26 protein-coding genes are annotated in these 26,022 nt (G+C 58.7%); 13 read left to right on the top strand and 13 right to left on the bottom strand.

Features of this window, described 5'->3' with window-relative positions:
• Positions 1 to 122: 122 nt before the first annotated feature.
• The gene (locus GGD46_RS20075; RefSeq protein ID WP_184707132.1) at positions 123 to 1,049 is read right to left on the bottom strand and encodes an alpha/beta hydrolase; all 927 of its coding nucleotides are present in this window, start codon (positions 1,047 to 1,049) and stop codon (positions 123 to 125) included.
• Between the two features lie 109 nt (positions 1,050 to 1,158).
• Between GGD46_RS20075 and GGD46_RS20080 the strand changes: the two genes are divergently transcribed.
• Together GGD46_RS20080 and GGD46_RS20085 are read left to right on the top strand one after the other, a co-directional pair.
• Positions 1,159 to 1,878 (top strand): L,D-transpeptidase, encoded by a 720-nt coding sequence (locus tag GGD46_RS20080; protein ID WP_184707135.1) that lies wholly within the window; start codon positions 1,159 to 1,161, stop codon positions 1,876 to 1,878.
• Positions 1,879 to 1,963: 85 nt separating this feature from the next.
• Positions 1,964 to 2,557: a DsbA family protein gene (locus GGD46_RS20085; protein WP_246806416.1), complete on the top strand. Its 594-nt coding sequence runs from the start codon at positions 1,964 to 1,966 to the stop codon at positions 2,555 to 2,557.
• Here GGD46_RS20085 and GGD46_RS20090 read toward each other — a convergent pair.
• A complete protein-coding gene (locus tag GGD46_RS20090) occupies positions 2,554 to 3,162 on the bottom strand; it encodes a DsbA family protein (RefSeq protein ID WP_184707139.1) in 609 nt (202 codons plus the stop codon). The genes GGD46_RS20085 and GGD46_RS20090 overlap by 4 nt on opposite strands.
• Positions 3,159 to 4,994 (bottom strand): protein-disulfide reductase DsbD, encoded by a 1,836-nt coding sequence (gene dsbD / locus GGD46_RS20095; protein WP_184707141.1) that lies wholly within the window; start codon positions 4,992 to 4,994, stop codon positions 3,159 to 3,161. Before dsbD ends, GGD46_RS20090 begins: the two co-directional genes overlap by 4 nt.
• 110 nt (positions 4,995 to 5,104) lie before the next feature.
• Between dsbD and GGD46_RS20100 the strand changes: the two genes are divergently transcribed.
• Positions 5,105 to 5,767: a response regulator transcription factor gene (locus tag GGD46_RS20100; RefSeq protein ID WP_184707143.1), complete on the top strand. Its 663-nt coding sequence runs from the start codon at positions 5,105 to 5,107 to the stop codon at positions 5,765 to 5,767.
• Positions 5,767 to 7,125, top strand: a complete 1,359-nt coding sequence (locus GGD46_RS20105; RefSeq protein ID WP_184707145.1) for an ATP-binding protein — start codon at positions 5,767 to 5,769, stop codon at positions 7,123 to 7,125. Before GGD46_RS20100 ends, GGD46_RS20105 begins: the two co-directional genes overlap by 1 nt.
• A 125-nt stretch (positions 7,126 to 7,250) precedes the next feature.
• On the opposite strand, the gene GGD46_RS20110 is transcribed toward GGD46_RS20105, so the two are convergent.
• A complete protein-coding gene (locus tag GGD46_RS20110; RefSeq protein WP_184707147.1) occupies positions 7,251 to 8,438 on the bottom strand; it encodes an MFS transporter in 1,188 nt (395 codons plus the stop codon).
• Between the two features lie 33 nt (positions 8,439 to 8,471).
• On the opposite strand from GGD46_RS20110, the gene GGD46_RS20115 reads away from it, so the two are divergent.
• On the top strand, positions 8,472 to 10,052 hold the full coding sequence (locus tag GGD46_RS20115; protein WP_184707149.1) for a PLP-dependent aminotransferase family protein: 1,581 nt from the start codon (positions 8,472 to 8,474) through the stop codon (positions 10,050 to 10,052).
• 149 nt (positions 10,053 to 10,201) lie between these two features.
• The gene (locus tag GGD46_RS20120) at positions 10,202 to 10,786 is read left to right on the top strand and encodes a flavin reductase family protein (RefSeq protein WP_184707151.1); all 585 of its coding nucleotides are present in this window, start codon (positions 10,202 to 10,204) and stop codon (positions 10,784 to 10,786) included.
• Positions 10,787 to 10,929: 143 nt separating this feature from the next.
• Here the strand turns inward: GGD46_RS20120 and GGD46_RS20125 are convergent, their stop codons facing one another.
• On the bottom strand, positions 10,930 to 11,862 hold the full coding sequence (locus GGD46_RS20125) for an AraC family transcriptional regulator (protein ID WP_184707153.1): 933 nt from the start codon (positions 11,860 to 11,862) through the stop codon (positions 10,930 to 10,932).
• A gap of 109 nt (positions 11,863 to 11,971) precedes the next feature.
• Between GGD46_RS20125 and GGD46_RS20130 the strand changes: the two genes are divergently transcribed.
• From GGD46_RS20130 to GGD46_RS20140, 3 genes are all read left to right on the top strand, one after another.
• Entirely contained in the window at positions 11,972 to 12,331 is a 360-nt protein-coding gene (locus tag GGD46_RS20130; protein ID WP_184707154.1) for a carboxymuconolactone decarboxylase family protein, read from the top strand.
• Positions 12,332 to 12,645: 314 nt separating this feature from the next.
• Positions 12,646 to 13,173 carry a hypothetical protein gene (locus GGD46_RS20135; RefSeq protein ID WP_184707156.1) on the top strand — a complete coding sequence of 176 codons (528 nt, stop codon included), beginning with the start codon at positions 12,646 to 12,648 and terminating at the stop codon, positions 13,171 to 13,173.
• A gap of 70 nt (positions 13,174 to 13,243) precedes the next feature.
• Complete coding sequence (locus GGD46_RS20140; protein ID WP_069615659.1) at positions 13,244 to 13,405, top strand: DUF1328 domain-containing protein; 162 nt, start codon at positions 13,244 to 13,246, stop codon at positions 13,403 to 13,405.
• Positions 13,406 to 13,621: 216 nt separating this feature from the next.
• Here the strand turns inward: GGD46_RS20140 and GGD46_RS20145 are convergent, their stop codons facing one another.
• Entirely contained in the window at positions 13,622 to 13,996 is a 375-nt protein-coding gene (locus GGD46_RS20145; protein WP_184707158.1) for a hypothetical protein, read from the bottom strand.
• Positions 13,997 to 14,644: 648 nt separating this feature from the next.
• Between GGD46_RS20145 and GGD46_RS20150 the strand changes: the two genes are divergently transcribed.
• From GGD46_RS20150 to GGD46_RS20165, 4 genes are all read left to right on the top strand, one after another.
• Positions 14,645 to 16,648, top strand: a complete 2,004-nt coding sequence (locus tag GGD46_RS20150; protein ID WP_184707160.1) for an ABC transporter ATP-binding protein/permease — start codon at positions 14,645 to 14,647, stop codon at positions 16,646 to 16,648.
• A 65-nt stretch (positions 16,649 to 16,713) separates the two neighbouring features.
• Positions 16,714 to 17,127: a hypothetical protein gene (locus GGD46_RS20155; RefSeq protein ID WP_184707162.1), complete on the top strand. Its 414-nt coding sequence runs from the start codon at positions 16,714 to 16,716 to the stop codon at positions 17,125 to 17,127.
• Positions 17,128 to 17,133: 6 nt separating this feature from the next.
• Positions 17,134 to 18,366: an HlyD family secretion protein gene (locus GGD46_RS20160; RefSeq protein WP_184707164.1), complete on the top strand. Its 1,233-nt coding sequence runs from the start codon at positions 17,134 to 17,136 to the stop codon at positions 18,364 to 18,366.
• Positions 18,348 to 20,342, top strand: coding sequence for a glycosyltransferase (locus tag GGD46_RS20165; RefSeq protein ID WP_184707166.1), 1,995 nt, complete (start codon positions 18,348 to 18,350; stop codon positions 20,340 to 20,342). Before GGD46_RS20160 ends, GGD46_RS20165 begins: the two co-directional genes overlap by 19 nt.
• 75 nt (positions 20,343 to 20,417) lie before the next feature.
• Here the strand turns inward: GGD46_RS20165 and GGD46_RS20170 are convergent, their stop codons facing one another.
• Genes GGD46_RS20170 through GGD46_RS20200 form a run of 7 tightly spaced genes read right to left on the bottom strand, consistent with a single transcriptional unit; the run spans position 20,418 to position 26,020 of the window.
• Complete coding sequence (locus tag GGD46_RS20170) at positions 20,418 to 21,083, bottom strand: GntR family transcriptional regulator (protein ID WP_184707168.1); 666 nt, start codon at positions 21,081 to 21,083, stop codon at positions 20,418 to 20,420.
• Between the two features lie 54 nt (positions 21,084 to 21,137).
• Positions 21,138 to 21,779, bottom strand: coding sequence for a flavin reductase family protein (locus GGD46_RS20175; protein ID WP_184707170.1), 642 nt, complete (start codon positions 21,777 to 21,779; stop codon positions 21,138 to 21,140).
• Between the two features lie 4 nt (positions 21,780 to 21,783).
• A complete protein-coding gene (locus tag GGD46_RS20180; protein ID WP_184707172.1) occupies positions 21,784 to 22,731 on the bottom strand; it encodes a carbon-nitrogen hydrolase family protein in 948 nt (315 codons plus the stop codon).
• Positions 22,731 to 23,612, bottom strand: coding sequence for an alpha/beta hydrolase (locus tag GGD46_RS20185; protein WP_184707174.1), 882 nt, complete (start codon positions 23,610 to 23,612; stop codon positions 22,731 to 22,733). The genes GGD46_RS20180 and GGD46_RS20185 overlap by 1 nt, the downstream gene beginning before the upstream one ends.
• A 2-nt stretch (positions 23,613 to 23,614) precedes the next feature.
• Positions 23,615 to 24,301: an ABC transporter ATP-binding protein gene (locus GGD46_RS20190; RefSeq protein ID WP_184707379.1), complete on the bottom strand. Its 687-nt coding sequence runs from the start codon at positions 24,299 to 24,301 to the stop codon at positions 23,615 to 23,617.
• A complete protein-coding gene (locus GGD46_RS20195) occupies positions 24,301 to 25,059 on the bottom strand; it encodes an ABC transporter ATP-binding protein (RefSeq protein WP_184707176.1) in 759 nt (252 codons plus the stop codon). The genes GGD46_RS20190 and GGD46_RS20195 overlap by 1 nt, the downstream gene beginning before the upstream one ends.
• The gene (locus tag GGD46_RS20200; protein ID WP_184707178.1) at positions 25,052 to 26,020 is read right to left on the bottom strand and encodes a branched-chain amino acid ABC transporter permease; all 969 of its coding nucleotides are present in this window, start codon (positions 26,018 to 26,020) and stop codon (positions 25,052 to 25,054) included. Before GGD46_RS20200 ends, GGD46_RS20195 begins: the two co-directional genes overlap by 8 nt.
• Positions 26,021 to 26,022 lie beyond the last annotated feature (2 nt).

Here is a 26,022-nt window from a genome sequence, read left to right on the forward strand (position 1 = left end):
ATCTCGTATCCGGCGTCCGATGGTCGGTCACATGGACTTGCTGGGTCGTTGTTCGCAAGAGGCGCCGGTCGGCAAGAGCGTTCGGCCCTCCAAGATTGGCTGGGGATCGGTAGGTCATGGGCTCAACTGCCCGGTTGGAACGCCAGACGCAGCCCCCATGTAATGCCAGGCCCAACTGAGGTGACGTGATCCTTATCAGGGATGACCATAAATTTCGTCGTCAGGCCCTCATAGCTTCTTGATCTGAGAAGCTGCTCGAAGGTCTTCGCGTCCTCAACCATGTCCTTCGTGAAGCCGTGGCGGCCAGCCTCGTATCGGCTGACTTCCTTGCCGCCGACATAGAGGAAGACGTTTGCCGGAAGGCTGTGATGTCCGGCTGCGAACTGCTTTTCCATCTCCAGGATCACGTGTGAACCATACCAAAGGGACGGGCTGCCGATGATGTAGGTCTGGAATATGCCGGGGTCACGCAGAAGGATGGTCGTCGCGAGGAGCCCGCCATAGGAGTGACCCCAGAATATCCGTCTGGCCGGGTCGGTGCGGTAGTGCGCCTCAGCGAACGGAATGACGACGTCCTTGATGTATGCCTGATAGGCAGTTGATCCGCCATAGACATGGCCCGTCGAAGGTTGGGCGGTCGGCGTGTAATCACGGCGGCGGCTATCCTCTAGCGATTCGCCATCCGCGTAGCCCAGCCCGACAACGACAAGGTCCCTTTTATCGGCCTCCGTCAGGTCACGGATTTCGCAGATGTGACGCGGAAACGCCCGGCCCCCGTCTGCCAGGAACAGCACCGGACGTAGCGCGGGACTTGCGGGATCAAACCCTTGGGGAAGACTGACGAACAACTGGTATCTGCGCCCTGAGACCGGATCGGGCAGCGGGACAGAGTAAGTCTTCGCGTCGCATTGCTTCGCCCCCGGCGTTGCCACCGCGCCACGCGGCACAAAGCACAGCGAGAGGAGAAATGCGGCAAGGACAATGCCAAGATGCGATGGGATCCGGCCGGAATTTCCCAGATGAGCTTTCTCTCGCTGGTGAAGGGGCATGCAATCCATTCCGTTTGTCTGACGCTCACGGCGGCCATTTTCCCATTGCCTTAAGACTGGCTTAAGGTGGTCCCCGTCTGTCTGACTTCAAAGCGGAGACAGACTCGAAATGCAAGACGTTGACATCATCATTCGCCGCCGAACGCTTCTCGTGGCCGCAGTCGCGGGTCTCCTCGCAGGCTGTTCCACCACGACGCCTCCGATACAGACCGTTTCCTTAATCGCGCCAGCCAGCCATGATCCACTCCCAACCGCACTCGCGATCTATGCGGCGATGCCGCAGGAAGAGTTTCCAATCCCGGCGGTGGATCTGGGACAGGTCGAGCCACGGTTCAGGCGGCAGGTCGTCGACTATCCGACGAACGAAACGGTCGGGACGCTGATCGTCGACACGCCCAACAAGTTCCTCTACCACGTCCTGCCTGGTGGCAAGGCGATGCGGTATGGCGTCGGCGTCGGTCGTGATGGCTTCTCCTGGTCGGGGCGGGCGACCGTCGCCTACAAGCGGGCCTGGCCGAATTGGACGCCGCCGGACGAGATGGTCGCGCGTGATCCGCGCCTGCGACCGGTCAGCAAGGAGAATGGTGGCATGCCGCCCGGCCTTCGAAATCCGCTTGGCGCCCGGGCGCTCTACATCCACCAGGGTGGGAAGGATACCCTCTACCGCCTTCATGGCACCCCCGAAGCATTCTCGATCGGCAAGGCGGTGTCGTCCGGCTGTATCCGGCTCCTGAACCAGGATGTCATCGGCCTCTACAACAATGTCCGGGACGGCAGCACGATCGTCGTCCTGCCCGATCCGTCAATGCGGGAGCAACCCAGTGCGTGACGTCCATTCCAGAGTCTTGAAAAGGAGAGCAGATGTGAGAAACGAAATCGAAATAGGGGCGCTTGGACGTCGCGCCTTTCTTCAGATGTCCGTCCTTGCGGCGGCGGCAGCACTTCCGGCGATCGCCTTTGCGGACGATGACCTCGGCATGGAGATGATTCTGCGCGATCCGGCCGCACCTGTCACCGGCAACCCGATGGGGAATCTCACCGTGGTCACCTTCCTCGACTATAATTGCCCTTGGTGCAAGAAGACGGCCGTGCCGATGCGTGAGGCGGTCTCGAAGGATGGTGGTGTGCGACTGGTCTACAAGGACTGGCCGATTATCACGAAGGACTCGGTTGACGGCGCCCGGCTTGCGCTCGCTGCAAAATATCAGGGCCGTTACGACGCCGTCCACGAGGCCTTGATGGCGATCAAGACACCTAAGGTGAAGGTTGACGAGATGCGGGATGTCGTCAGAAACACCGACGGTGTCGACTTCGCCCGCCTTCAGGATGATCTTGCAAAGCATGAAACGGAGATCTCTGCGCTGCTGAAGCGGAACGACGATCAGGCGAGGTCGCTCGGCCTGCGCGGCACGCCCGCCTTCATCGTCGGCAAATATCTCGTTCCCGGGGCAATCCAGAGCGCCGACGAGTTCACGGACCTCTTTGCCAAGGCCCGTCAGCAGGGCTAGCCACGTGCCTTCGCGATCGCGTCCTTCAGACCCTTGCGGTCGAGGACGCCCGCGAAGGTCGTCGACCCCACCACGAAGGAAGGGGTGCCAACGAATTTGAAGGCGGACGCCTGCAGCCAGTTGCGATCCAGCAGGCTGGAAATCCATGCCTGGTTCTTGACCACGGCCTTGCCGACGTCGTCGAAGGTGAATCCGACCTTGGCAAGCGCCTTTTCCACATCGGTCTGCTGCAGTTTCATGGGCGTGTGGAACATCGCATCGAGCGCCTTCTCATACTTGCCAAGCTTTGCGGTCGCGAGCACCGCTTGCGCCGCGATGATCGACGCGCCGCCGAAGACTGGCCAGTCCTTCATCACGAGCCTGACCTTGCCATCCTGCTCGACGACCTCCCGGACCGTCTCGTATGACGTCTTGCAGTATGGGCATTGATAATCGAAATACTCGACCACGGTGACATCACCGTTCGGATTGCCGAGAACAGGCGCTTCGGGATCGCTGAGAACCAGTTCGCGACTGGTTGGATCCGCCATGGCTCGCGCAACTGAGGGAGGAAGTGTGGCGGCAAGGGCTGCGCCCACTGTGAAATGTCGGCGTGTAAGGTTCATGAAGGGGCTCCCCTGCTAGAATTGATGGATTGCGCGGTGGCTGCTGCTTTCGCGGCAGCATCGATCACATCCTGCGCAGAGATCTCGCCGACCAGACTGTCGGCCGCAGAAGCGTCACTGCGGAAGAACAGCATGGTCGGAGGGCCGACAACGTCGTTGTCCGTCATCAGCTTCTGCTTGGCCGGCGTCATTTGCGACAGATCGACAATGACAAGATGAGTATCCGCAAGGCCAACGGCAACCCGGGGGTCGCTCAGCACCGAGCGGTCGATGACATGGCACGAAACGCACCAGTCGGCGGTGAAGTAGACGAGGCTCGGCTTGCTACTCTTCGCAAGAGCGCTCCGCAGTTCCTCCTCGTTGGAGACGCTCGCAAAACTCGCCTTGCTCAGGCCGGGTGAGGTCGTCGCGACGCTGCCGCCGAATCTCTTCAACGGCTGGAGCATGCTTGTCGCGCCGCTTGCTGCTCCAAAGGCGAGGAACGCGCCATAGAGAATGGCGAGAAGACTGCCGGATTTTACCAACCTCCGCCCAAGCCCCGTCCCCGGAGGCATGGTATCGAATGCACCGAAGCACACACCGACGGTCACGAGAACGGCCGCAGAAAGTCCAAGCGTCACGGACGGCTCGACCAGACGGTCGAGATACCAGACCGCGGTGCCGAGGAACATGAAGCCGAACAGCCACCGGACCTGGGTCATCCAGGCGCCCGCGCGCGGCAGCAGCGCTGCCCCCGACGTCCCGATGACGATAAGAGGGATGCCTTTCCCGATCCCGAGTGCGAACAGCGCGGCGGCGCCAAGCGCGATGTCGCCAGTCTTGGCGATGTAAAGGAGCGCACCCGCAAGCGGGGCAGTCACGCACGGGCCAAGCAGCAGCGCGGAAGTGAAACCCAGAACGGCCGTCGACCCGATCGTTCCGCGGGGCGCGCGTTGGCGACGAGCAAGTCGGTCCCGTAGGAATGCCGGTAGCTGGATCTCCACCATTCCGAAGCTGGCGATGGCGAGAAGAGCGAATAGCCCCACCATCACCCCCACGGCCGTTCGTGACTGAAGCGCGATCTGGAAGCTCTGGCCAAGCCATGCGGCAAGCACGCCGAAGAGGCTGAAGGCCGCAGCGAGCGCGACGACATAGACGACGGACAGGAAGAATCCCCGTTCAGGCGACAGCGAAGTGCCCTGCCGCCCAAGGGTCGCCGCAAGGATCGGATACATCGGAAAAACGCAAGGCGTGAAGGCGAGAAGCATGCCGAGACCCACGAAGGATGCCAGCAGTAGGGCCATACCACCGCGGCTCAGGATTCCCTCGACCATCCCTGCACCGGCAGGTGTCGCAGGTTTTTGGACCGTCTCCGCGATCGCTGAAGGCGGAATGGGCGTGAAGGACTTGAAAGCGGTGGCGTCTGGCGGCCGCGGCGCCAAAGGGTCGTCCGACGCCATGCGCAGGCCATCAACCTGGACCGTGCGGACCGGATAGCATATGCCGCCGTCCTGGCAGCCCCTGAACGACACCTTGAGCTTTACCGGGGCGTTGGCAAGCTTTGCCGCCACCTGATCGAAATAGACCTCGGTGCTACCGAAACCGGGATCGTCCTTCATCGCTCCCGATGGCGTCTGCAGATCGAGTTTTCTCCCATCGTCCGTATTTGCCTCGAGGGCGTCGCGATAAAGGTAATATCCCTTTGTGATCTCCCACCGGAACGTCGCAGTGGGGCCTGACCGATCGACAGAGAGCTTGAAGGCGTCCTCCATCCTCATCGGCGCATCGACGGCAAATGCAGAGCCGCATAACGACAGTAAGACAAGGATCGCGAACGGAAGATTGAGACGCATTCTTTCTCCTTATGGGATAGGCCATTAACAGATACGACCTGCGGCCGCCAGCTTAAGGCAGCCTTAAGGTACGCAGCGGAGATCTCCGCTGCCGACAGATGGAGTGTTCGATGCGCCTGCTCGTGGTGGAAGATGACGATGTCCTGCTTGATGGTCTGAAGGTCGGATTGGAACTTGCCGGCTTCACGGTCGATACAGTGACGACGGTGGCGGATGCGCGCTCTGCCCTTGAGCACGTCCGCTTTGACGCGGTCGTTCTTGACGTGATGCTCCCCGACGGAACTGGCCTCGACCTGCTGCGGTACGTCCGGGACCGCCGCGATCGGGTGCCTGTCCTGTTGCTGACAGCCAAGGACGCGACGGCCGACAAAATATCCGGCCTTGATGCCGGGGCTGACGACTATCTCGGCAAGCCGTTCGATCTCGACGAGGTTGCTGCGCGCCTGCGGGCCATCATCAGACGCGGCGAAGGACGTGCGGAAGGTATTCTGGAGAGCCAGGGGGTGACGCTTGATCCTGCCAGGATGGAGGCTCGAAAAGACGGCGGTATCATCCCGCTCTCACGCCGCGAGTTCGCGATCATCAACGCGCTCATGCAGAACCCGGGCATGATCTTCTCCAAGTCGGTGCTCGAAGAGAAACTTTACGGCTGGCAGGAGGACGTCGAAAGCAACACGATCGAGGTCCATGTCCACAAGCTTCGGGCGAAGCTCGGCACGACGTTTATCGAGACCGTCCGTGGAGTCGGCTACCGGGTAGGAAGGATCGCCTGATGTCCATCAGGGTAAGACTATTTACCGTTCTTCTTCTCATGACTGGTGTCGTCTGGCTCTCGGCCTGCGTCTGGATCTATGCGAGCACCAAGGAGCGTCTTGAACATGTCCTCGACGCACGACTGGTCGAGTCCGCTAAAATGGTCAGTTCGCTCGTCGGAGATCGGCCTGTCATGGCGGGCTTCACCGGCGAGGCTACAAGTTCCGGGTCAGGCCTTGAAGCCGAGCCTATGGAAGCTCCGTCCTATGAGCGTCAGCTCGCTTGCCAGATCTGGTCGGTCAGCGGGAAGCTGCTCAGCAAGTCCGACAGCGCGCCCGTCGCGTCGCTTTCTGATCACGCTACTGGGTTCCAGAACACGACGATCAACGGCGCGGCCTGGCGCGTCTATGCCGTAATCAAGCCCGACCTTGGCGTGAGAGTGCTTGTCGGGGATAGCCTGCAGGTCCGGGACCGCCTGGTCGACGATGTCATCAAGGGCCTGTTATATCCGGCAATCCTCATCATGCCATTGATGGTCGGGCTGATCTGGTTGTCGGTATCCAAAGGACTGGCTCCCTTAGCGCGACTGGCAGCAAGCCTGACCGCCCGCGACGCCTCGCAGCTTCATCCATTTGTCGACCGGAGCACAGCCTCGGAGCTTCGCCCCATGATCCGCGCCCTCAACAGTCTGCTCTCTCGCGTCCAGTCTGCCCGGGAAAGGGAGCAGGAGTTCATCACCTACGCTGCGCATGAGCTGAAGACACCGCTTGCGGGACTGAAGACGCAGGCGCAGGTCGCAATACGTTCGACCGACCCGGAAGTGCAGCGTCAGGCGCTGAAACGGATCGAGCAGAGCGTCGACCGAACGAGCAGGATGGCGCGACAGCTTATCGACCTGGCGGCGGTCGAGGCTGTTGAAAGTGTCGCCCGACCCGAACAGATGGTCGACGTCTCGGCCCTCATTCTCGATGTCGCACACGATCTCGAATTCCTGCAGAAATCGCGGGGCGTCCAGGTGATCTACGCACCGCGCCATCGGGCAAGACCTATCTCCATTGCTGCCGACGCATCACTTCTGCGACTGGCGATCCGAAACATCATGGAGAACGCAGTGCAGCATGCACCGTGCGGATCTGTCGTCGAATGCATAACACAAGCGACCGACGGGAAGCTCAGCGTCATCGTCTCCGACGAAGGGCCTGGCATCTCGGTCGACGAGCAGGAGAAGGTTCTTCAGCGCTTCTATCGATCACCGCGTTCCATGCCCGGCGGAAGCGGGCTCGGGCTTGCCATTGTCAAGATGTCGATCGAACGTCTTGGAGGCACGCTCAGGTTTGGAGGACCAGCCCCCCGATTCCACGTCCGGCTCGAAGTCTAGCGCCAGCGGACGGTCAGTAGAATGCGCGCGACTGGAGGGGTGTCGACTTAACTTTGCAATGGGCGATACCCCTCGAGATATGCGCGCATCCGATCGATCGTCAACGAGCGTTGAGGCGACCCATCTTAGGAACGAGCGCGTCTCGTTTCACTTTTGCTCACGTTCAATCTCCCACCGATACTTGCCGCGATGGCGAGTTCGGCCAGCGCCGCGACGAGCATGATCGCAAGAAAGACATTCCGTCCGAAATGGACGAGCACCCAACCGCCCATGGCCGGGAAGCCGAATATGCCCACAAAGTAGGACATGGCGAACCAGGTCAGCGCTGCATGGCGGTAGCGGGGTACGGTGTTGTTGACGGCCCAGGTCTGGATGACCGAATAGACGAGACCGTAACCGATGCCGGTGAGGATCGCCGAGAGGATCTGGAAAGCCGGGTGGATGCCGATGCCGAACATGGCGGCGACACCCAGGCACATCGAGGTCAAGAGAGCGGCGGCAAGCTGCGTCTGCGGTAGCGTTGCCAGGAAGCGGGCAAGCAACAGCCGGGCGGCAACGACGGTGATGGCATAGACGCCGAAGAAGGTTGAGGCCGTGGCCGCCGTGCCTTCGACCAGCGAGGACTGGAAGGTCAGCAAGCCGGAGAAGACGCAGGCGCCGAGCGCGACCATCAGGATTGGCCGGATCGAAGCGCTACGGGCAATCGCGCCGATATCGCGCACCCAAGGGCGGAGTGCAACCGTTCGCGGCGCGCCCGGCGCCATCGAACCGAAGCTCCAGAGCAGGACGGAAGCGGCAAGGCATGCAGCCCCGACCAGCATGAAGGTGGTCTCGACCGAGAGCCCCGCCTGCGTCAGCACAAGGTTGAGAATGACAGGGCCGCCACCGATTCCCGCCATCTGGAAGGCTCCGAAGCGGGTAAACCAGAAACCGCGATCGGCATCGGTGACACGCTCGGAAAGCGCCATCGGAGCGCCGATATAAAACATCCCCCAGCCGAGCCCAACCAGGAAGCCCGATACGAGCGGTAGGCCGAGGCCGCTGCCTCCAGCGAAGGCAAGCAGCAGGAACCCGAGCGCCACGGCGGCGCTGGCAATGGCGCTCATGCGCGCCGCGTCGATGCGCCCGGAAAGCCAGCCGACCAGCGGCACGCCGGTGAAGGTTCCCACCATGGCGGCACCGAGCGTCAGACCGGTATCGACATCGCTGCCGCCATGGGCACGGTAATAGGTCGAAAACAGGAAGGTAGCGCCATAGCCTGCCGCAGCAAGCATGGTGCCGGTGAAAAGGAAGGGTGCAGCAGACTGGCGCATGGGCATTTCCAGGCAACGGTTGAAAGTGGCCTGATGAAAGTAGATAATGGAGATAATTTCCAGAGCCACTTCGAGTCGATGATGCAAGCCACTTCACCCCGCCAGACCGGCGCCCGGACCCTCCGCCGCGAAAGTGCGGCAGCCGGTTTCCTGCCCGAATTCGATGCGTCCTCGTCCGTTCCCGCCGTGCGTCAGCTCTATCTGCAACTGCGCGACGGCATCGTCGCGGGAACGCTGCAGCCCGACCACCGACTGCCCTCGACCCGAACGGCGTCGGTCGAATGGTCGCTGTCGCGCGGGCTGATCGCCGAGGCCTATGAGATGCTGATCGCAGAGGGCTACGCAGAGGGGCGGCATGGCTCCGGCACTTATGTCGCCGCCGGCCTGCCGCCAATGCCAATTGGAAGCGGCGGCGCGCGCGAGCCGGCTGACAATAGCGCGCGGCGCGGAATTTCCACCGCGGCGCGACTGGCGATGCGCACGGACCTTTCGCCACCCGCCCAGATCGCCTTTGCCACCGGCCGGGTAATCCACGACAAGCGCACCGCCGGGCTCTTGAAGCGGCTTGCCAACCGCCATATCGATTATGCCAGCGACGGCTACCGCGATCCGCAGGGTGAACTATCGCTACGCCAGGCCGTGTCAGCCCATCTCGCCGCCTCGCGCGGCGTGCGCTGCGATCCCGGTCAAATCTTCATCAGCTCAGGTACCCAGCAGGCGCTGGATTTTGCCATTCGTGTGCTCGTCTCGCCCGGCGAGAGCGTGATGATCGAGGATCCCTGCTACCCGCCGGCGCGGCTTGCCTTCCTCTTGAACGGCGCCGAGATCATCGGTCTGCCTGTCGATAGCGAGGGACTGATTACCGAGCGGCTGTCTCTCCATGACGGCCCAGCGCCGGCGGCGATCTACGTCACCCCGTCGCATCAATATCCTTCAGGTTCGGCCCTGCCGCTGGCGCGCCGGCTGGAGCTGCTCGCCTTCGCGCAGGCCCGCGGCAGCTGGATCATCGAGGACGACTACGACAGCGAATTCCGCTATGACGGCCATCCGATCGCCTCGCTACAGGGCCTCGATGCGACGCGGCGGGTCATCTACGCCGGCACCTTCAGCAAGGCACTGCTGCCGGGCTTCCGCGTCGGTTATTTGATCGTTCCCGACGATCTCGTCGCTACCTTCCGCGCGGTGCGCCCGATCATCGACCGCTTCCCGGCGCCACTCCACCAGCTTGTTGTCGCTGATTTTCTCAACGAGGGCTATTTCCCGGCCCATCTGCGCCGCCTGCGCGAAAGCTATCGTGCCGCCCGCGACAATCTCGCCATGCTCCTGAAAGAGCGGCTCTCTGCCCATCTGATCGCTCAGGTGCCTGAACAGGGCATTCATTTCACCGTCAGAAGCACCGGCACATGGACCGATGACCAGGCACTGGCCGAAGCTGCGCTGAAGGGCGGTGTCGTCGTCATTCCGGTCTCGCCGATGCATATCTCGGCTTCCCCGGAACCGCGGCTGCTATTGGGTTTCTCGGGGCTGACGATTGCGGAGGCGGATATTGCGACACGGCGGCTGGCAAACGTTTTGGAGCACACCCGGTTCACACGGCGTTTTCCACCGACATAGCGCGCGTACTTTATCGGCTCCCGCAACCTGATGAGCTCACCGAAACCTTTTTCGCACGCGGTTTTTGATCTAGCTTCCGCTTGGCAATTCCCAAGGTTGCGGATCTGTGAGTGCACCGCCGAACAACATCATCTTTTTTGGTTTTCTCAATGAATGAACATGTCAAACCCGTAGAGCTCAGGAAAGCGTTTCGCCTGGTCAATCACGGCCCGACTGTCCTGTTGTCCGCACGCAACGGCAGCGTCGACAATGTCATGGCAGTAGCCTGGTGCTGCGGGCTCGACATTGACCCTCCGAAGCTCACTGTCGTCGTCGACACGATCGCTCACACACGCTCGTTGATTGAGTCTAGCGGAGTTTTCGTGGTGCAAGTGCCAACCGTCGCACAACTCGAGCTGACACGCGAGGTTGGTAGCAGGACATTGTACAAGGAGCCCGATAAGCTCCGAAATTCAGGGGTGTCGATCTGCGAGATGGCGGGTCATGACCTACCATTTGTCGAAGGTTGTTCTGCATGGCTTGCCTGCCGGCTGATCAGCGAGCCGCACATTCAAGATGCCTATGATCTCTTCATCGCAGAGGTTATCGCCGCATGGGCGGATGATCGCGTGTTTCGCGACGGACACTGGCATTTCGAGACTGCCGGGCCGGAATGGCGCAGCCTTCACCATGTTGCAGGAGGGCATTTTTACGCAATCGGAGAAGCATTTCCTGCCGATTCTAACGGAGGTTAGATCATCGGTGACCAGGCCTGGCCTGGTAGGAAGCCGCCGAGCGTGGCGCAATCCGCACACTTGGCTTGGGGCGGCTATTCGTCGCTGCCGGCTCAAATTGCAACCGACACCACTCGAAGCCGGATAAAACCTCGGCGGCAACCTCAATCAGGTCGGGGATCAGCGCCTGCGCGACGCAGGGCGCCAGGCCGAATGGCGAAATGGCGAAGGAGAGCCCGGCTCAGCGCCGATTCTGACTGGTAGCCGACATCGGCAGCAATCTCGCCCAGTGAGTCTGTCGTGTGAGCGATGCGGTTGCGAGCGATCCCGAGCCTTATCTCGGTGAGAAAGGCAAGAGGCGACATTCCGCATATGCGGCGAAAGGCGCGGACAAGTGTCGCGCGCGAAACCGCGCCGATGGAGGCAAGTTCGTCCAGGCTCCAGTGACGCGCCGGTGCGCCGAGCATGGCAAGAGCCGCTTTTGCCGTTTCACGATGACCAAGAAGCGCCAGTAGCCCATCTGCCGGAGGCTCGGCCTCCAGATGCGCCCTTAAAAGCATGACGAAGAGCGCGCTTGCCAGATCGCGCGCGATTGCCGCCGCGCCGGCTCGATCGGCGTCCAGCTCGTCGCGGATGGTCTCCACCAGTTGGCGGCAAGCGACTTGTCCGCTGAAACGAAGTACGACTGCCTGGGGCAGCAGCATCAGCAGTAGATCGTTGGTTGCGCTTTCCAAATTCAACCGGCCACAGATCAGTTCGGTCTCGGAGATACTTCCTTCCGTTTCCTTGATGCGGATGGCATTTGTTTCGGTGATCCGGATCGCCTGATGAACATGATCTCCGTCGCCGCCATAAGCGACATGGGCATCACCGTTTGGAAGCAGCAGCACATCGCCCGCCTCCAGCCGGATGGTCGGCTGCCCTTTACGCTCAACCAAGCAGGCACCCTTCGTTACGATATGAAAAGCTGCCCAGCCCTTAGCTTCCGACCTATGGGCCGAGCGCCAGCTGCCGCCGAAACGGCAGAAATCCTGCAACTCCGGCCGCACTCTCAGCAGTGGGGCAAGCAAGCCCAATACGTCTTGGTGTCCAGTCATGAGCGCGCCCAGGCAATTTGATCCGCTCGGCCATATCGTTGCGCCCGGCGGATATCAACAGGCAGATCGAGGAGGTGCAGTATCCCTTCGTCAACAAAGGAGACCAAAGATGCATATGATGGATTGGAACGGCTATCGAAGCCAGGTTGTCGCCGGAGTTGGCGATGTGGCCAAACTGTCGCCGGACACGGTAAAAGGATACGCCCAGCTCAGCGCCGCCAACGCCAAGAATGGCCATTTTGACGCGAAGACGCGCGAGCTGATCGCGCTGGCTGTTGCCGTTACCTTGCGCTGTGATGGCTGTATCACCGTCCACACGGCGGCGGCCAAAAAAGCCGGCGCAACCGCAAGCGAGATCGCAGAAGCGCTCGGTGTCGCGATAAGTGTGAATGCAGGGGCGGCGCTGGTCTATACGACCCGCACACTCGATGCCTTCGCCGCAGCGGCGGAAGCGAACGACCCGGCATGAATTTCGGTCCCTCCGGTGAGGCTGCGGACGCCCGGCAATGGGAGTTGATCCGCCGGAGGGACCGAGCCTAGACCGCTCTTCCCCCGGATTATGACGGTTATCACAGGTGCTATGGACTTCGTGCCTTTCGTGATGACCAACGGTACCCACAGCCATCCTCGCTCAGGCAATCACCGTCTGGTTCTCGACCGCATCATCCGTCGCGGGGGGACCGGCGCTCAGTGGAGCAAATTATATTGCCGGATGTTCAATCTTGCCATGCTGACGCCGGATTGTTCTGATGTCTGACTGCGCCGACATTGGAAGGGCGCATCATGGAATTCCTCAATCGCTACATTGACCTTCCGCTGCTTCGCGGCGGATCGGCAGCCATGCGGATGTGGCATAAGCAAACTGGCCATTCTCCGCAGAAGCTCTCCCCCTCGTGGAGCCTCGTCGTCATCCTTGTCCTTATGTCGGCAAGCGGCCTGCTGCTGAACGGACCGGTTTACGTTTTCGCAATCGGCGCGCTCATCATGCTTTCCGTACCGTCATTGCGCCTTTTGCTCCCTTCCCGAACAGAGCGGAATTACGATATGCGATCTTATCAGGCGCTTGCGGCTGCAGCCACTCGCAAACGAGAGGCCGAATGGGCGATCCGTATGACCGTCTTGTTCACAGCCATCATCTTTCCCTTCTGTGTCTCCGCCGGTGATGAGACAGCGGGTCTCTTCCTGCTTGGCGCCAGCCTTTGGTTTGTGCTCACAGCTCCCGTGAAAATGTACCTTGACGCCGCCGAACCACCACCACCGGGCAGCGGAAGCAGGCAGGCATGGCTGAGACAAGCGGCACGATCTGCTTGACGCCACCCGGCATGCAGGGAACAAAGTGCCCTATGCTCCGTTCTTCATTCAGCAACGAATGGAGAGCGAAATGCTTTATTATGCACTGGTATTTCTCGTCGTAGCCTTGATCGCAGGTGCCCTTGGCTTCGGCGGCATAGCGGGCGCGTCTGCGTCTATCGCACAGGTCCTGTTCTTTATCTTTCTTATCTTCTTCGTCGTTTCTCTCATCATGAATGTGATGAGGCGCTGAGGCGAAGAGACACGATCGCGTGCCAGCCAGCAGCTCTTACTTTTTGTCGGATGGTTGGCGCGCGCCTTTGAGTAATCGACGGAGATCGACGATCCGCCCTGAATGCCCTAGCCCCCTCCCAGCGTCGCAGTGGCCGACGTCCGGAGCGCGCATGGGGATCCTCGCTTGAAGCAGGCCTACGCCGTCAAAGGCGATCAATTCAATCTTGAAGAGTTGCTATTTTTCAGATCGTTGTAAAAGAATGCGCATTTCTTCAAAATGTCTCTTGCGCTCTGCATCGCCGTCATTGGGCACATAGCATGTGCTTGAGACGCAGAACTTGACAAGGTTGTGAGGCTTGTCCGCCTTCTCGAATTCGCACTCGAACGTGTCGCTCATATCGGCCGCGGCAGCGCCTGGCCGTGTGGAGTAAGTCATGCGCACGCCAGGCGGCTTGAGTTCAGGAAAAGACTGCACCGTCCCGATAGCAAGGCCATCCGATAGAAAGAAGTTCTTGGCGACAGTCTTGCAGGTTGCCTCCAGATCAGAAGACTGGGCAAGAACAGCCGTTGGAAACACCATAATGCTGAATAAAATAGGATACTTCAACATGGCGACCTCCTGTGAACGTCTCCCAGACGAATAAGAGCACGATCAGCAAACGTAGCTGGAAACGCAGAGTTCCATAAAACTGCACAAAGCTATTTCCCCAACAGCACCGAGGCTACAAAGATCAGCAAGGCTCTCCCAGTGTCAGAACGGACGATCGCGAGCGCGCTATTGCTCGGCGCTACATCTCCACGAACCTGATTTTCTGGCCGTCAAGGTAGCCGTGCTCGTAAGCTTTCGCCTGTTCACTATCGTCGGGATAGGGGTTCTTTCTGTCTTCCGCTTCGCACTTTCCAGCCTTCACGCCCTGTTCATAGGCTTCCTTTTCGCTCTCTGAAGCGGGAAGACGAGGCGATGGCTCGGGGAAGTACTGTATGGGGTTCGGTAGTCCTAGCGCGGGTGCGAAGACTGAGGCTCTCGGCGGCGTTTGCGGGCACATGGTAAATTCCTCCTGCCATGGAAACGCTGGTTGCGCCCGTCGGTTCCCTAGAGTCGTCGAGCCATCGCAATGTCTTTTCGGCAGTGTCGCGCTCCAATCCGGCGATGGGATGCAGGCGCACGATCTTTCGGTCGGGCGTGCCATCCAATTGAGCCGATGCGCCCCGTCATCGAAGGGTGAAACCTTTTGAATGATGGGCCGTTGTCTTGCTTATGACCGACACTAAATCCAGCCCGAAATCGGTCGACGGCAACGAGTCGGCTGATGTCGAAAGGTCGCAGCAAGAGAAGAGTTCGACTGTCGAGGCCGAGCAGCCACCCGATTTAGTCGAACCTGACCCGGATTTGACCCCTGAGGAAACCGAGCGCGCACGCAAGAGGTATTTGCTCACACGTTTCTGGATAAGTGCGAGAGGCTATTGGAGCCGTCGTGGAGATCGTTTTGCCTGGCCATATTCGGTCGGACTACTTGCATTGATCGGCATCAATGTCTGCTTTCAGTATGGGATCAATATCTGGAACCGAGCAATTTTTGACGCGATCGAGCAACGTAACGCTCACGCCGTCTATTTCCTGAGTGCGGTGTTTCCGCCGCTCGTACTCGGTAGCGTCGCCCTCGTCACAGTACAAGTCTACGTTCGTATGATGATCCAAAGACGATGGCGCTTCTGGCTGACGACCGCCCTGATCGCCCGATGGCTCGCCAATGGTCGCTATTATCAACTCAACCTGATCGGCGGTGACGACCACAAGAATCCCGAGGCTCGTCTTTCGGAGGATTTACGGATCGCCACGGAATCGCCAGTCGACTTCATCGCCGGTGTTATTTCCGCGTTCGTGTCGGCCTCGACCTTCATCGTGGTGCTTTGGACGATCGGCGGTGCCCTGACTTTTCAGATCGCAGGTTCGATCTTCACAGTTCCCGGCTTCCTCGTTGTTACCGCGGTCCTCTATGCCGTGATCACATCCACCTCCATGGCGGTTATCGGTCGGCATTTCGTCGAGGTCTCCGAGGTCAAGAACCAGGTGGAAGCGGAATTTCGCTACACGCTGACGCATGTCCGCGAAAACGGCGAGAGCATCGCGTTGCTCGGCGGGGAGGAAGAAGAGCGCAGTGACCTCGAGCGGACTTTCGGGAATGTATTGAAACAGTGGGCGTTGCTCGCCCACCAATACATGCGCACGACCCTTGTTTCGCAGGTGTCCATGTTGATTGCGCCTGTTGTGCCGGTCCTGCTTTGTGCGCCCAAATTTCTCGAAGGAAGCATGACGCTCGGCCAAGTGATGCAGGCTGCCTCCGCCTTCGCCATCGTTCAGACCGCGTTTGGATGGCTGGTCGACAACTATCCGCGCCTTGCCGATTGGAACGCTTCCGCGCATCGTGTCGCCTCGCTTATGACATCGCTTGACGGGCTCGAACGAGCCGAAGCGAACGATACTCTTGGACGAATCAAGCATGGCGAAACGGGCGACGAGGCGATGTTGTGCCTCAACGATCTTTCCGTAACACTCGACGACGGCACCTCCGTGGTCAAGGAAACGGAAGTTGAAATCGACCCGGGCGAACGCGTGTTGGTCGCCGGAGAATCCGGCACGGGCAAAAGCACGTTGATACGGGCAATTTCCGGTCTGTGGCCCTGGGGCCATGGCAGCGTCAACGTCCATCCGGATAGCCGTTTGTTCATGTTGCCCCAACGACCTTACATACCGTCAGGCACGCTTCGCCGTGCGGTCGCCTATCCGCGTGCGGCCGACGACTGGACGACGGACGAAATCAAGGCCGCCATAGGAAAGGTCGGCCTCGACTATCTCGACGATAAGATCGAGGAAGAAGCGCCATGGGATCAGACGCTGTCGGGCGGCGAGAAGCAGAGGCTCGCATTTGCGCGCCTTCTGCTGCACGATCCCGACATCATCGTGCTCGATGAAGCAACGTCAGCCCTCGATGAGAAGAGCCAGGATAGAATGATGGAGATGGTGATAGCCGAATTGCCGAAGGTCACCATTATCAGCGTGGCGCACCGCGCCGAGTTGGAAGCCTTCCACAGCCGCAAGATTACCCTGGAGCGCCGCGAAGGTGGGGCAAAGCTCGTCAGTGATATCGATCTTGTTCACCGCCACAGAAAGGGGAATCTGCTTTTGCGCCTCTTGGAAAACAGAAGGCCCATGCAAAAAGGCAATTTGGTCTCCGGCAAGGAAGGGCGCCCTCCAAGTTAACCGACATTGGCGCGATTGCTGAGCACTTCCAAGTCGATCCGCTCGCATTCGAGGGGAAAGGAAGATTGACCTACAACGTGTATTCCGGGAGGAAATACCATCTATTCGTCGAGCAGCCGACAGCCAGCTTTCAGAAAGCTGCACTGCCTCCCTCGCCGCTCTTTGCCGCCTATGATTGGGGCAACGCCAGAACGCGGCATCTCAAAATATCGCCGTCCGACGCTTTGCCTCTGATCAGCCTACTTTGCTGGCCGGACCTCAATGAGGCTGGTAGGAACGCATCCCAGGAATGCGATAGCACAGCTTGCAGTGCCGCATCAAAGCGACTGTTAATGGGACACCGCAACGCCTTCATTAACACAAGCTCACAGCCGCCACTTGCCGCTATTTTTCTCTGCGCTAAACTACACAAGACTTGGTTGTATTTTGCCGGCCGCCAAATCGGTGGTCCGATCACCGCTAACCCGATGGTCTTGTAAGCTGACATGATTTGGAATCATCGCATCACCCGTGTCACCGTAGGTCTGCTGCTGCTGGCGCTTGCAATTGCGGTCTCTTTGCCAGCAATAACCGGCTATACAAGCCGGGACGGTACCGTCAACGCCCGCCTGGCGCTTATCAATGCGCCCATCGACGGCGTGATTTCGGGCGAGCCCGCCAAAGTCGGCGTCGCGGTCAAGTCCGGCGACACTCTCGCCGAGATCAACAATCAGCGCGTCAACCGCGCAGTTCTGGCGTCACTCGAAGCGGAGCGCAATACGGCACGCGATCGCGTCACGTCGCTTAGGAAGGAACGCGAGGATCTGACACAACTTCGCGAGCAACTCGCCACCCGCATGGAAGTCTTCAAACAAGCGACGATTTCCAATCTTGAGCGCGAGGTCGAGATCCTGCGGAAAAGGGTCGAGGTTTCACAGGCACAAGATCTCGCCGCTCAGGTCGATCTCGATCGCCGGAAAGAACTGGAGTCCAAGGGCATTCTCACCCAAAGAATGGTCGATGCGGCCCGCGCAGCCGGTGCCGCAACTGGTGGCGAGGTCGAAGTGAGCAATCTGACCGTCGATCAATTGCAACAGCGGCTGGACGCCGTTCGGAAGGGTATCTTCGTCTTCGGAGACGGTCAAAACGACGTGCCTTACTCCCGCCAGCGCCAGGATGAAGTTATCGTTCACATCAGCGACCTGAATTCTCGGATCGCGGAGAATGAAACCCGAGCCACGGAGATCGAAAAGCAACTGACGGAAGAAGGCATTCGAGTGAGTAGCCTCGAGTCGGCAGCAGCAACGGCGCCATTCGATGGCGTCGTATGGAGCCGAAACGTCGTGAATGGCTCCAATGTCGTGCTCAATAATGAGCTTATGCGGATTCTTGACTGCCGGGAACTGTTCGTCGACATCCTTCTGCCGGAAGTTGACTACGACGAAATCTATCCGGGGTTGGTTGCTCAAGTTCGGCTGCTCGGGCGCAGCGACGTGTTCAAGGGAACCGTCGTTTCCGTAAAGGGAAGTTCGGCGGCAACGGACACGGATTCCTTTGCCGCCAGCCTGCCGGTCTCGTCGCAGCGCAATGCTCGTATCCGGGTTCTTCTAGAGCCTTCCTTTATGAACGGCGACTTCCAAAACTTCTGCCAAGTCGGACGAACCGTGCAAGTTCGGTTTCCAAGGCACGGGTTCGGCATTACGAATTGGGTCAAAAACCTGTGGTTCAGTATCTTCTAGCGCTTGTTCCGACATTCCTTGTGATGGCATTTTTTCTGCTGGGGCCATTCAATTGGTCGCGCCATCATAGCTGGACCAGACTGGTCACCTGCGCCTTTGTCGGCGCCGTCGCACTGCGCTATGTGGTATGGCGGCTCACGCAAACCGTCCTTCCATACCCCTTTGATGGGGCCAACTTCTTCTGGGTCTGGCTGGTATTTTTCGTTGAGCTTCTGGCATTTGTGGACGTCGTGCTTTTCCTCGTACTCATGAGCCGTTACGTCAATCGAAGCACCGAGACAGACGAGCTTGGGGCGATCTTTTTTTCACGTCAGGATCGCGACCTTCCGACAGTGGACGTCTTTATTCCCACCTACAATGAGCCCCTCGATGTCCTGGAAAGAACGATTGTCGGCGCACTTTCGCTCGACTATCCGCAAGACAAACTCAAAGTCTACGTCCTGGATGACCAGCGCCGTGATTGGCTCAAGACGTTCTGCGAAGAGAAGAACGCCATTCACGTGACACGCAACAACAATGCACACGCCAAAGCCGGCAACATGAACAATGGGCTGCAGGTAAGCTCTGGTGAGTTCGTCGCCGTCTTCGATGCCGATTTCGTACCCTACCGGCACTTCCTTCGTCGAACCCTGCCCTTTTTCTCCGATGAAAGCATTGGCATCGTCCAGACACCCCAGCATTTTTTCAATGCCGATCCCGTGCAGACGAATTTGGGGCTTGAGAATATTTGGCCGGATGAACAGCGCCTGTTCTTTGATGAGATCGCTCCCAGCCGGGACGGATGGGATGTCAGCTTCTGCTGCGGGTCATGTTCGATCGCCCGCCGCAAAGCAGTCGACGCGATTGGTGGCTTTCCAACGGAGTCGATCACTGAGGATTTGCTTACGACGCTTTCCATGCTCAACAAGGGCTATAAGACGCGCTATCTGAACGAGCGCCTATCGATGGGCCTCGCGGCCGAAAATCTGACCGGCTATTTTGTTCAGCGAGAGCGCTGGTGTCAGGGCGGTATTCAAACGCTTTACTTGCATAACGGGCCGCTGCGCGGCCCAGGACTATCGCTTTTTCAGCGCATCATGTTCTTGCCGGCCTCATGGATCGTCCAGTACCTGGTCCGCTTGATGATCCTGGTCATCCCGATTGTCTATCTCTGGTTCGGATTCTTGCCACTTTATTTCACGGATATTGCCGACTACGTCTCATACCAGGTTCCGCTGCTGACGGCCTATTTCCTTCTGATGCTCTGGATAACGCCAACGCGATATTTGCCCATAATCTCAAGTGCCGTCGGAACCTTCGCAACGTTTCGCATGCTACCGACCGTCATCTCGAGCCTGGTAAGGCCATTCGGCAAGCCCTTCAGGGTCACGCCGAAAGGCAGTAGTAACCAGGCCAATCAATTTGACAAATATACGTTCACCTGGATTGCAACCTTGATTACGATTACGGCAATCGGGCTCATGATCGACATTGTTCCCGAGACAACACAGATTGAGGCGCAATTCTCTCCGATCGCCGCCTTCTGGGCAGGCATCAACATTGTCGTTCTGGTGATTGCATCGCTGATTTGCTTCGAAAAACCCCAACGATTGTTTCATGCGTTCAAATTGGATGAACCAGCCGGAGTCGACGACGTTCCCGGCCGGTTGGTCAGCCTGGCGCTGGACAAGGCCGTTGTCGCCGTGCCGGTCGATTCGCGCTTCGAGTCAAAATTGGTCTCGCTGCATCTCCAGGGCTTTGCACCCTTCGAAACCGAACTGAGGCAGGTCACCCAACGGCGCAGGAGCGTAAGCCGGGGCGGTGATCGACAAGCCTATTATCTCCACCTCCATTTCGACCTCGACGGTGCTATTCGAGACGAAATGATCGTGAAGCTCTATACTGGAGAATATTCGCAAGACATTCCCGACATCGACAAGGTCGCCGTTTCGGTCAATTTGCTGCTGCGCTCCTTCGGTAGAACGCGCAAATTCTAATCGATAAAACGAAGGTCGGTCGACCACGACGGTTTCAAACTACAGACTGTCCTGACAAAGCCGCAAGGTTATCTCTCACCGTGCGCCGACGATATCCTGCGCAGTGCGTTCGTAGTGGGCCTGTAGGAGCCGAACGGCATCCTCTACCTTTCGACCAAGAGCAGCCTCCATGATGTCGCTGTGCTCGGCCAACAGATTACGGCTAGAGGAAATCGGACCCTCGCCAAGAAAGCTAGGCAAGCGATAGCGTTGCGTTTCGGCGTACAACTGCTCGAACAAGCTTAGCAGCCGCGGCGAGCCGCAGGCGGCTAAGAGGGAACGATGAAACTCATGGTGGCGCGTCTCGAATTGCGTCAGCGCACTGTTGTCGCCTACGGTCTCTGCCTCCTTCATACGACTCGATTGGAGGTCGAGCTTATGAAATGCGGCGACGAGCCCGGTTTCCCAATCGTCGTCGCCTTTTTCTATCGACAGGCGCAACGCCTGGCTTTCAACCAGAATGCGCACGCTCATCACGTCGCGAATTTCCGCAGGAGAGACTGGCGCAACCGTAAATCCTCGCGGAGGATCATTGACGACAAATCTCTCCGCATGCAGCCGGTTCAGCGCTTCTCGCAACGGCGAAAAGCTAAGGCCATACTGCGCTTTCAGAAACTCCAGCCGCAGGGCTTGCCCAGGCGCTAGCCGACCATGCAATATATCGTTGCGCAAACTAATGTATGCGGTTTCTGCGAGTGTCATTGCGCTACTCGGCCTGCTCCCTGTTCCTTCAGCGGCTCGGACAGATGGTTGCTTTCACGAGCTTTTGCGATTCTTGCCATCATAATCTTTCCACACGGGCCTATCGATCTGAAAATAATCGCCGGAACGAAGGTAACCCCCACTTCCGTGCATGCGCGCGATCAGGCCGAGACGGGTCGTGTCAATGTAACAGCGCCCGGCGTCCAGCACGAAGTCGTCACGAATGTGCACCATAGTCACTTCTCCAACGATGATCGTCTGAAGTGGGCCAGTTGCAATCGATGTCAGCATGCGGCATTCCATGCTGACCGGTGCGGTCGATATCCGTGGTGGTGCGATGGTATCGGAAGGCGCAACGGAAAGTCCCGCCAGATCGATTTCATCGACATCTGAAGGGGCGTCGATGCAGGTGAGGTTCATGGCTTGCGCATTCGGCTCGTCAACCAGATTGATGACGAACTCGCCTGTTGCGAGAATGTTTGCGGCCGTGTCTTTCAATTGGCCCGCCTGCGGCATCAAGCCGATAGCGACGGTCGGTGGCGAATTGCCCATCATATTAAAGAAGCTGAAAGGTGCTGCGTTTCGAATGCCATCGGCCGAAAGGCTCGTAATCCATGCAATCGGCCTCGGGACGATGGAGGAGGCAAGGATCTTGTAACGCTCCTGACCTGACAGCAGGTTCATGTCAAATCGCATGGCATCATCCTTTCCCAATTGTGGAAAGCGGATTGACGGTGTTCTTGGGCCTGTCATCGACCGTCAGCTGAAAGATGTCGGGGCGACCATAGTGCCCGACAACATCGAAATCGAATTTGCCACGTTGGACGTCATCAGGATCGATCTCGGCATAAAGGATTGCCTCGCCGCCAAAATGGGGGCCGGCAAGCACGTTGCCGAGCGGATCGATGATCGCGCTGCCGCCACGCATCATGACTGTATCCGGCTCGTTGCCCAAAGAAGATTCATGGTCGCCCGGATAGGCGTCGCGCGTCAGATACTGGCACGCGGTGAGTACGTGGCACCGCCCTTCGAGCGCAATATGTCGCATCGAAGGAAGCCAGCTGTCGCGATCGTCGGCAGTCGGAGCGCAATAGATGCTGATCCCCTGGGAGTACATATGCATGCGCAGCATCGGCATATAATTTTCCCAACAGATGACCGCGCCCACCCGGCCCATCGGCGTATCGAAGACCGACATGGTCGAACCGTCGCCAAAGCCCCAAATGAGCCGTTCGCCTGCCGTGGGCATTAATTTGCGGTGTTTGCCGACAAGCCCGTTCTTTCCATCGAAGAACAAGGCGGTGCAATATAAGGTTCCGCCATCGCGCTCGATACATCCAATGACGACGAAGATTTCGGCTGCGGCTATCGCCTCAGTGACAATCCCGATTTCCGTACCGGTCAGGTCGATGGCCGCGTTGTAATATTGCAGATATGCCTGACGCCCCTCCGGCTTGCGCACTCCTACAGGGCAACCGAAAGACGCTCCTTTTGGATAGCCGCCAAGAAAAGCCTCCGGGAAGACGACCAATTTTGCGCCCTCACTGGCCGCTTGACGGATAATGCCAGCAGCCTTACGCGCGGATGCGATCGGATCGTCTGGAATAGACCCAAACTGAGCGACCGCCACTTTCCAACGCGCAACCATCAAAAGCTCCTCCTCTCAAATCTGGCGCAGGCGTCAAGAACCGCGCGCACGAGCTTTCCATCCGGAGCTTGCAACGTCAGAGGCAAATCAAAGTGATTGTGCTCCGGCATATCGATGATCACGGCCTGGTGGCCCACTTGTCGCCAGGCGGCAGCATAGGCGGACGTCTGTCGGCGAAATTCTCGAGTCTCCAGACCGCCGACCGAGACGATCAGGCACGCGGAGGAGGTCTTCGGGATCATGAACTGCGGACTGTTGCGGACCACCATGGCCTCATCGAAATTCATCCAGCCATTGATATGAGTATGCGGCAAGGGCGTCAGGTCGTGCAGGCCGGAAAGATCGAGCGCGACACCGACAATACCGTCAGGCACGTCGTAAGCGCGTTGCCAGTCATCGGACAGAAGCATGGCTGTCAGATGACCGCCCGCTGAGGTTCCTCCGACAACGAACGGAGCAGCCCCGATGCCAAGGGAACTCCGATTGCGATATAAATAGGAAATTGCCGTACGCACCTGTCGAACGATCTCGTCAAGCGTGACGGCGGGCGCCAGCGTATAGTCAATCACCGCTACGGAGAAGCCGTGGGCATGCAGGCCCGGCACGGCAAAAGCGTTGTCGGCCGCATTGCCGCCACGCCAGTAGCCGCCATGGATCCAGACGAACAAGGGCGCGTTCTTGCCGGCGGGATAGATGTCGAACGTCTCACCGCTCCTCTCGTCGTAGACGATCCTCGCTTGATGCTCGAAATTCTGCATCACTGCCTTGCTGACATCCACGAGCCTTGCATATTCATCCTCGAAGGAGGCCACGCTGGCGCGCGCATTGTATTGAACATCCAAAGCCGCGATGTCGTAACCCTCATAAGTGAATTCAGTCATCGTCAAATTCCCAGATAGCGATGTGAGAGTTCCTGATTTTTCGCAAGTTCGTCAGGGCTGCCTGTCCATACCACTCGCCCCTTGTCGATGATGTTGTGGCGATCCACCAAGGTGGCCATTTCGGACAGGTTCTTGTCGATAACCAGGATAGTCTGGCCGACGTTTTTCAATTCGTGTAGGCAACGCCAGATTTCAGTGCGGATGATCGGCGCCAGTCCTTCTGTCGCTTCATCGAGGATGAGGAGCTTGGGATTCGTCAGCAGAGCGCGGCCAATCGCCAGCATCTGTTGCTCCCCTCCAGACAGAGTTCGGGCCAATTGGCGCTTGCGCTCCTCCAGCCGCGGAAAGAGCTGTACGACGCGCTGTAGCGTCCACGCTCCGGGGCGTGAGGTCGCAACCAGGTTTTCCTCGACGCTCAATGAAGGGAAGACGCGCCGGCCCTCTGGCACCAGCCCGATGCCCAGCCGTGCGATGGCATTTGGTGGCAAATGATTGACGATCGTATCCGCGAACCTGATTGTTCCGCCCGTTGGCTTGAGCATGCCCATGATCGATTTGACGGTCGTCGATTTGCCCATACCGTTGCGGCCTATCAGTGAGATGATCTCGCCTGCCTTCGCTTCCAACGACATGCCGAACAAGACGCGCGCCTGACCATATCCGGCCTCCAATTTATCGAGCGTCAGCATCAAGCCTCCTCCCCCAGATATGCGGCACGGACCTCAGGGTGAGCGCGGATCTCGCTCGCCGTCCCTGTAAAAATGACCTTGCCGTAGACAAGAACACTGATCCTGTCGGCAAGGGCAAAAACAGCATCCATGTCGTGTTCGATGAGTAGAATGGGGTATTCCCGCTTGAGATCCTGCAACAGCGCAGTCAGCGACGCGGACTCCTCCGATCCCATTCCGGCCATTGGCTCGTCAAGCAGGATCAGCCGCGGGTGACGCGCTAAAGCGACTGCGATCTCGAGCTGCCGCCTCTGGCCATGTGCCATGTTGGACACGACACGGTCTGCCTGGTCGCCAAGCCCCGCCCGCTCAAGCCAAGTTTGGGCCATCTCTCGATGGACGGCATTACGTCGTGGATTTCTGAAAATATCGATCGAGCCGCCGCCCTTCGCTTCAAGTGACAGCAAGACATTTTCCATTGCCGTGAAATCTGCGCATAGCTGTGTGAGCTGAAAGGAACGTCCCATACCCATGCGTGCACGCTGATAGGCCGGCAAGCTGGTAATATCCTGCCCGCCAAACAGGATGCGGCCGGAGTCAGGGCGGATTTCCCCGCAGATCTGCGCGATCAGAGTGGACTTTCCCGCACCGTTCGGACCGATCAGCGCGTGAAGCTCGCCTTGCCGTATATCGAGATTGACGCCATTGGTGGCGACCAACGCACCGAATTTTTTGTGGAGGTTCTCAAGGACAAGAACGGAAGCGAGCGGATCAGCCATGGTTTTTCCCCAGCAGACGCCCGAGCATGCCATGCTGTCCGAACAGAGCAATCAGGGTCAAGGTCGGTCCCATGATGATCATCCAATGCTCGGTCCAACCGGAAAGGATCTGTTCCAGGATGATGAATACGGCGGCGCCGGCGATCGGTCCGATAAATGTGCCGAGGCCACCGAGAACGACGATCGCCATGAACTCGCCGGATTTCGACCAGGAGGCCATATCCGGTGTCACGAACAAAGCATAATTGGCCCAGAGAATACCCGCCAACCCGGTGCCGAAGGCAGATATGACGAAGGCGGTCAGCCGGAAACTTAAAGGGCGAACGCCGAGATTGATGGCCCGCCGTTCACTCTGCCGCAGTGCCTGAAAGACGAGGCCGAAACGGGAGCTGACGATCATCATGCAGAACATCGTCCATAAGACCAATGTAAACAGGCAGAGATAATAGAAGGTCGATCCGTTGGCGATGTCGATCAAAGGGAAGGTGTTGCGGGCATTGATCAGCAGGCCGTCGTCGCCACCATATGTCGCCAGCGAAACCAGGACGAAGAATACCATCTGCGCAAAGGCGAGCGTGATCATGATAAACTGGACGCCGCTGGTCTTGAGTGCAAACCAACCAACGACCACCGCAAGAACAACGCATGCCAGTAAGCCGATCGGCCAGACGATGAGGGCTGCATTCGTGCCTTGCCAGCCCCAGAGAGGCTCCCCGTTGCTAGTGTGATAGGCGATAATGCCGACGGTATATCCTCCAAGCGCAAAGAACATGGCATGACCGAAGCTGACGAGCGCTCCGTAACCAATGATAAGATCGAGGCTAACGGATGCGATCGCATAGATGACGACTCGCGTCGCCAACCCCTCGATAGAGGCGTTTCCTGCCAGTCCCGCCAGCATTGGAACTAATATAAATGCCGCAAGGCCGATCACGATAATCGTCAATCTCGTTGATCGCATCA

Source organism: Martinezella lusitana (assembly GCF_014207095.1).
GTDB classification, from domain to species: Bacteria; Pseudomonadota; Alphaproteobacteria; order Rhizobiales; family Rhizobiaceae; genus Rhizobium; species Rhizobium lusitanum_B.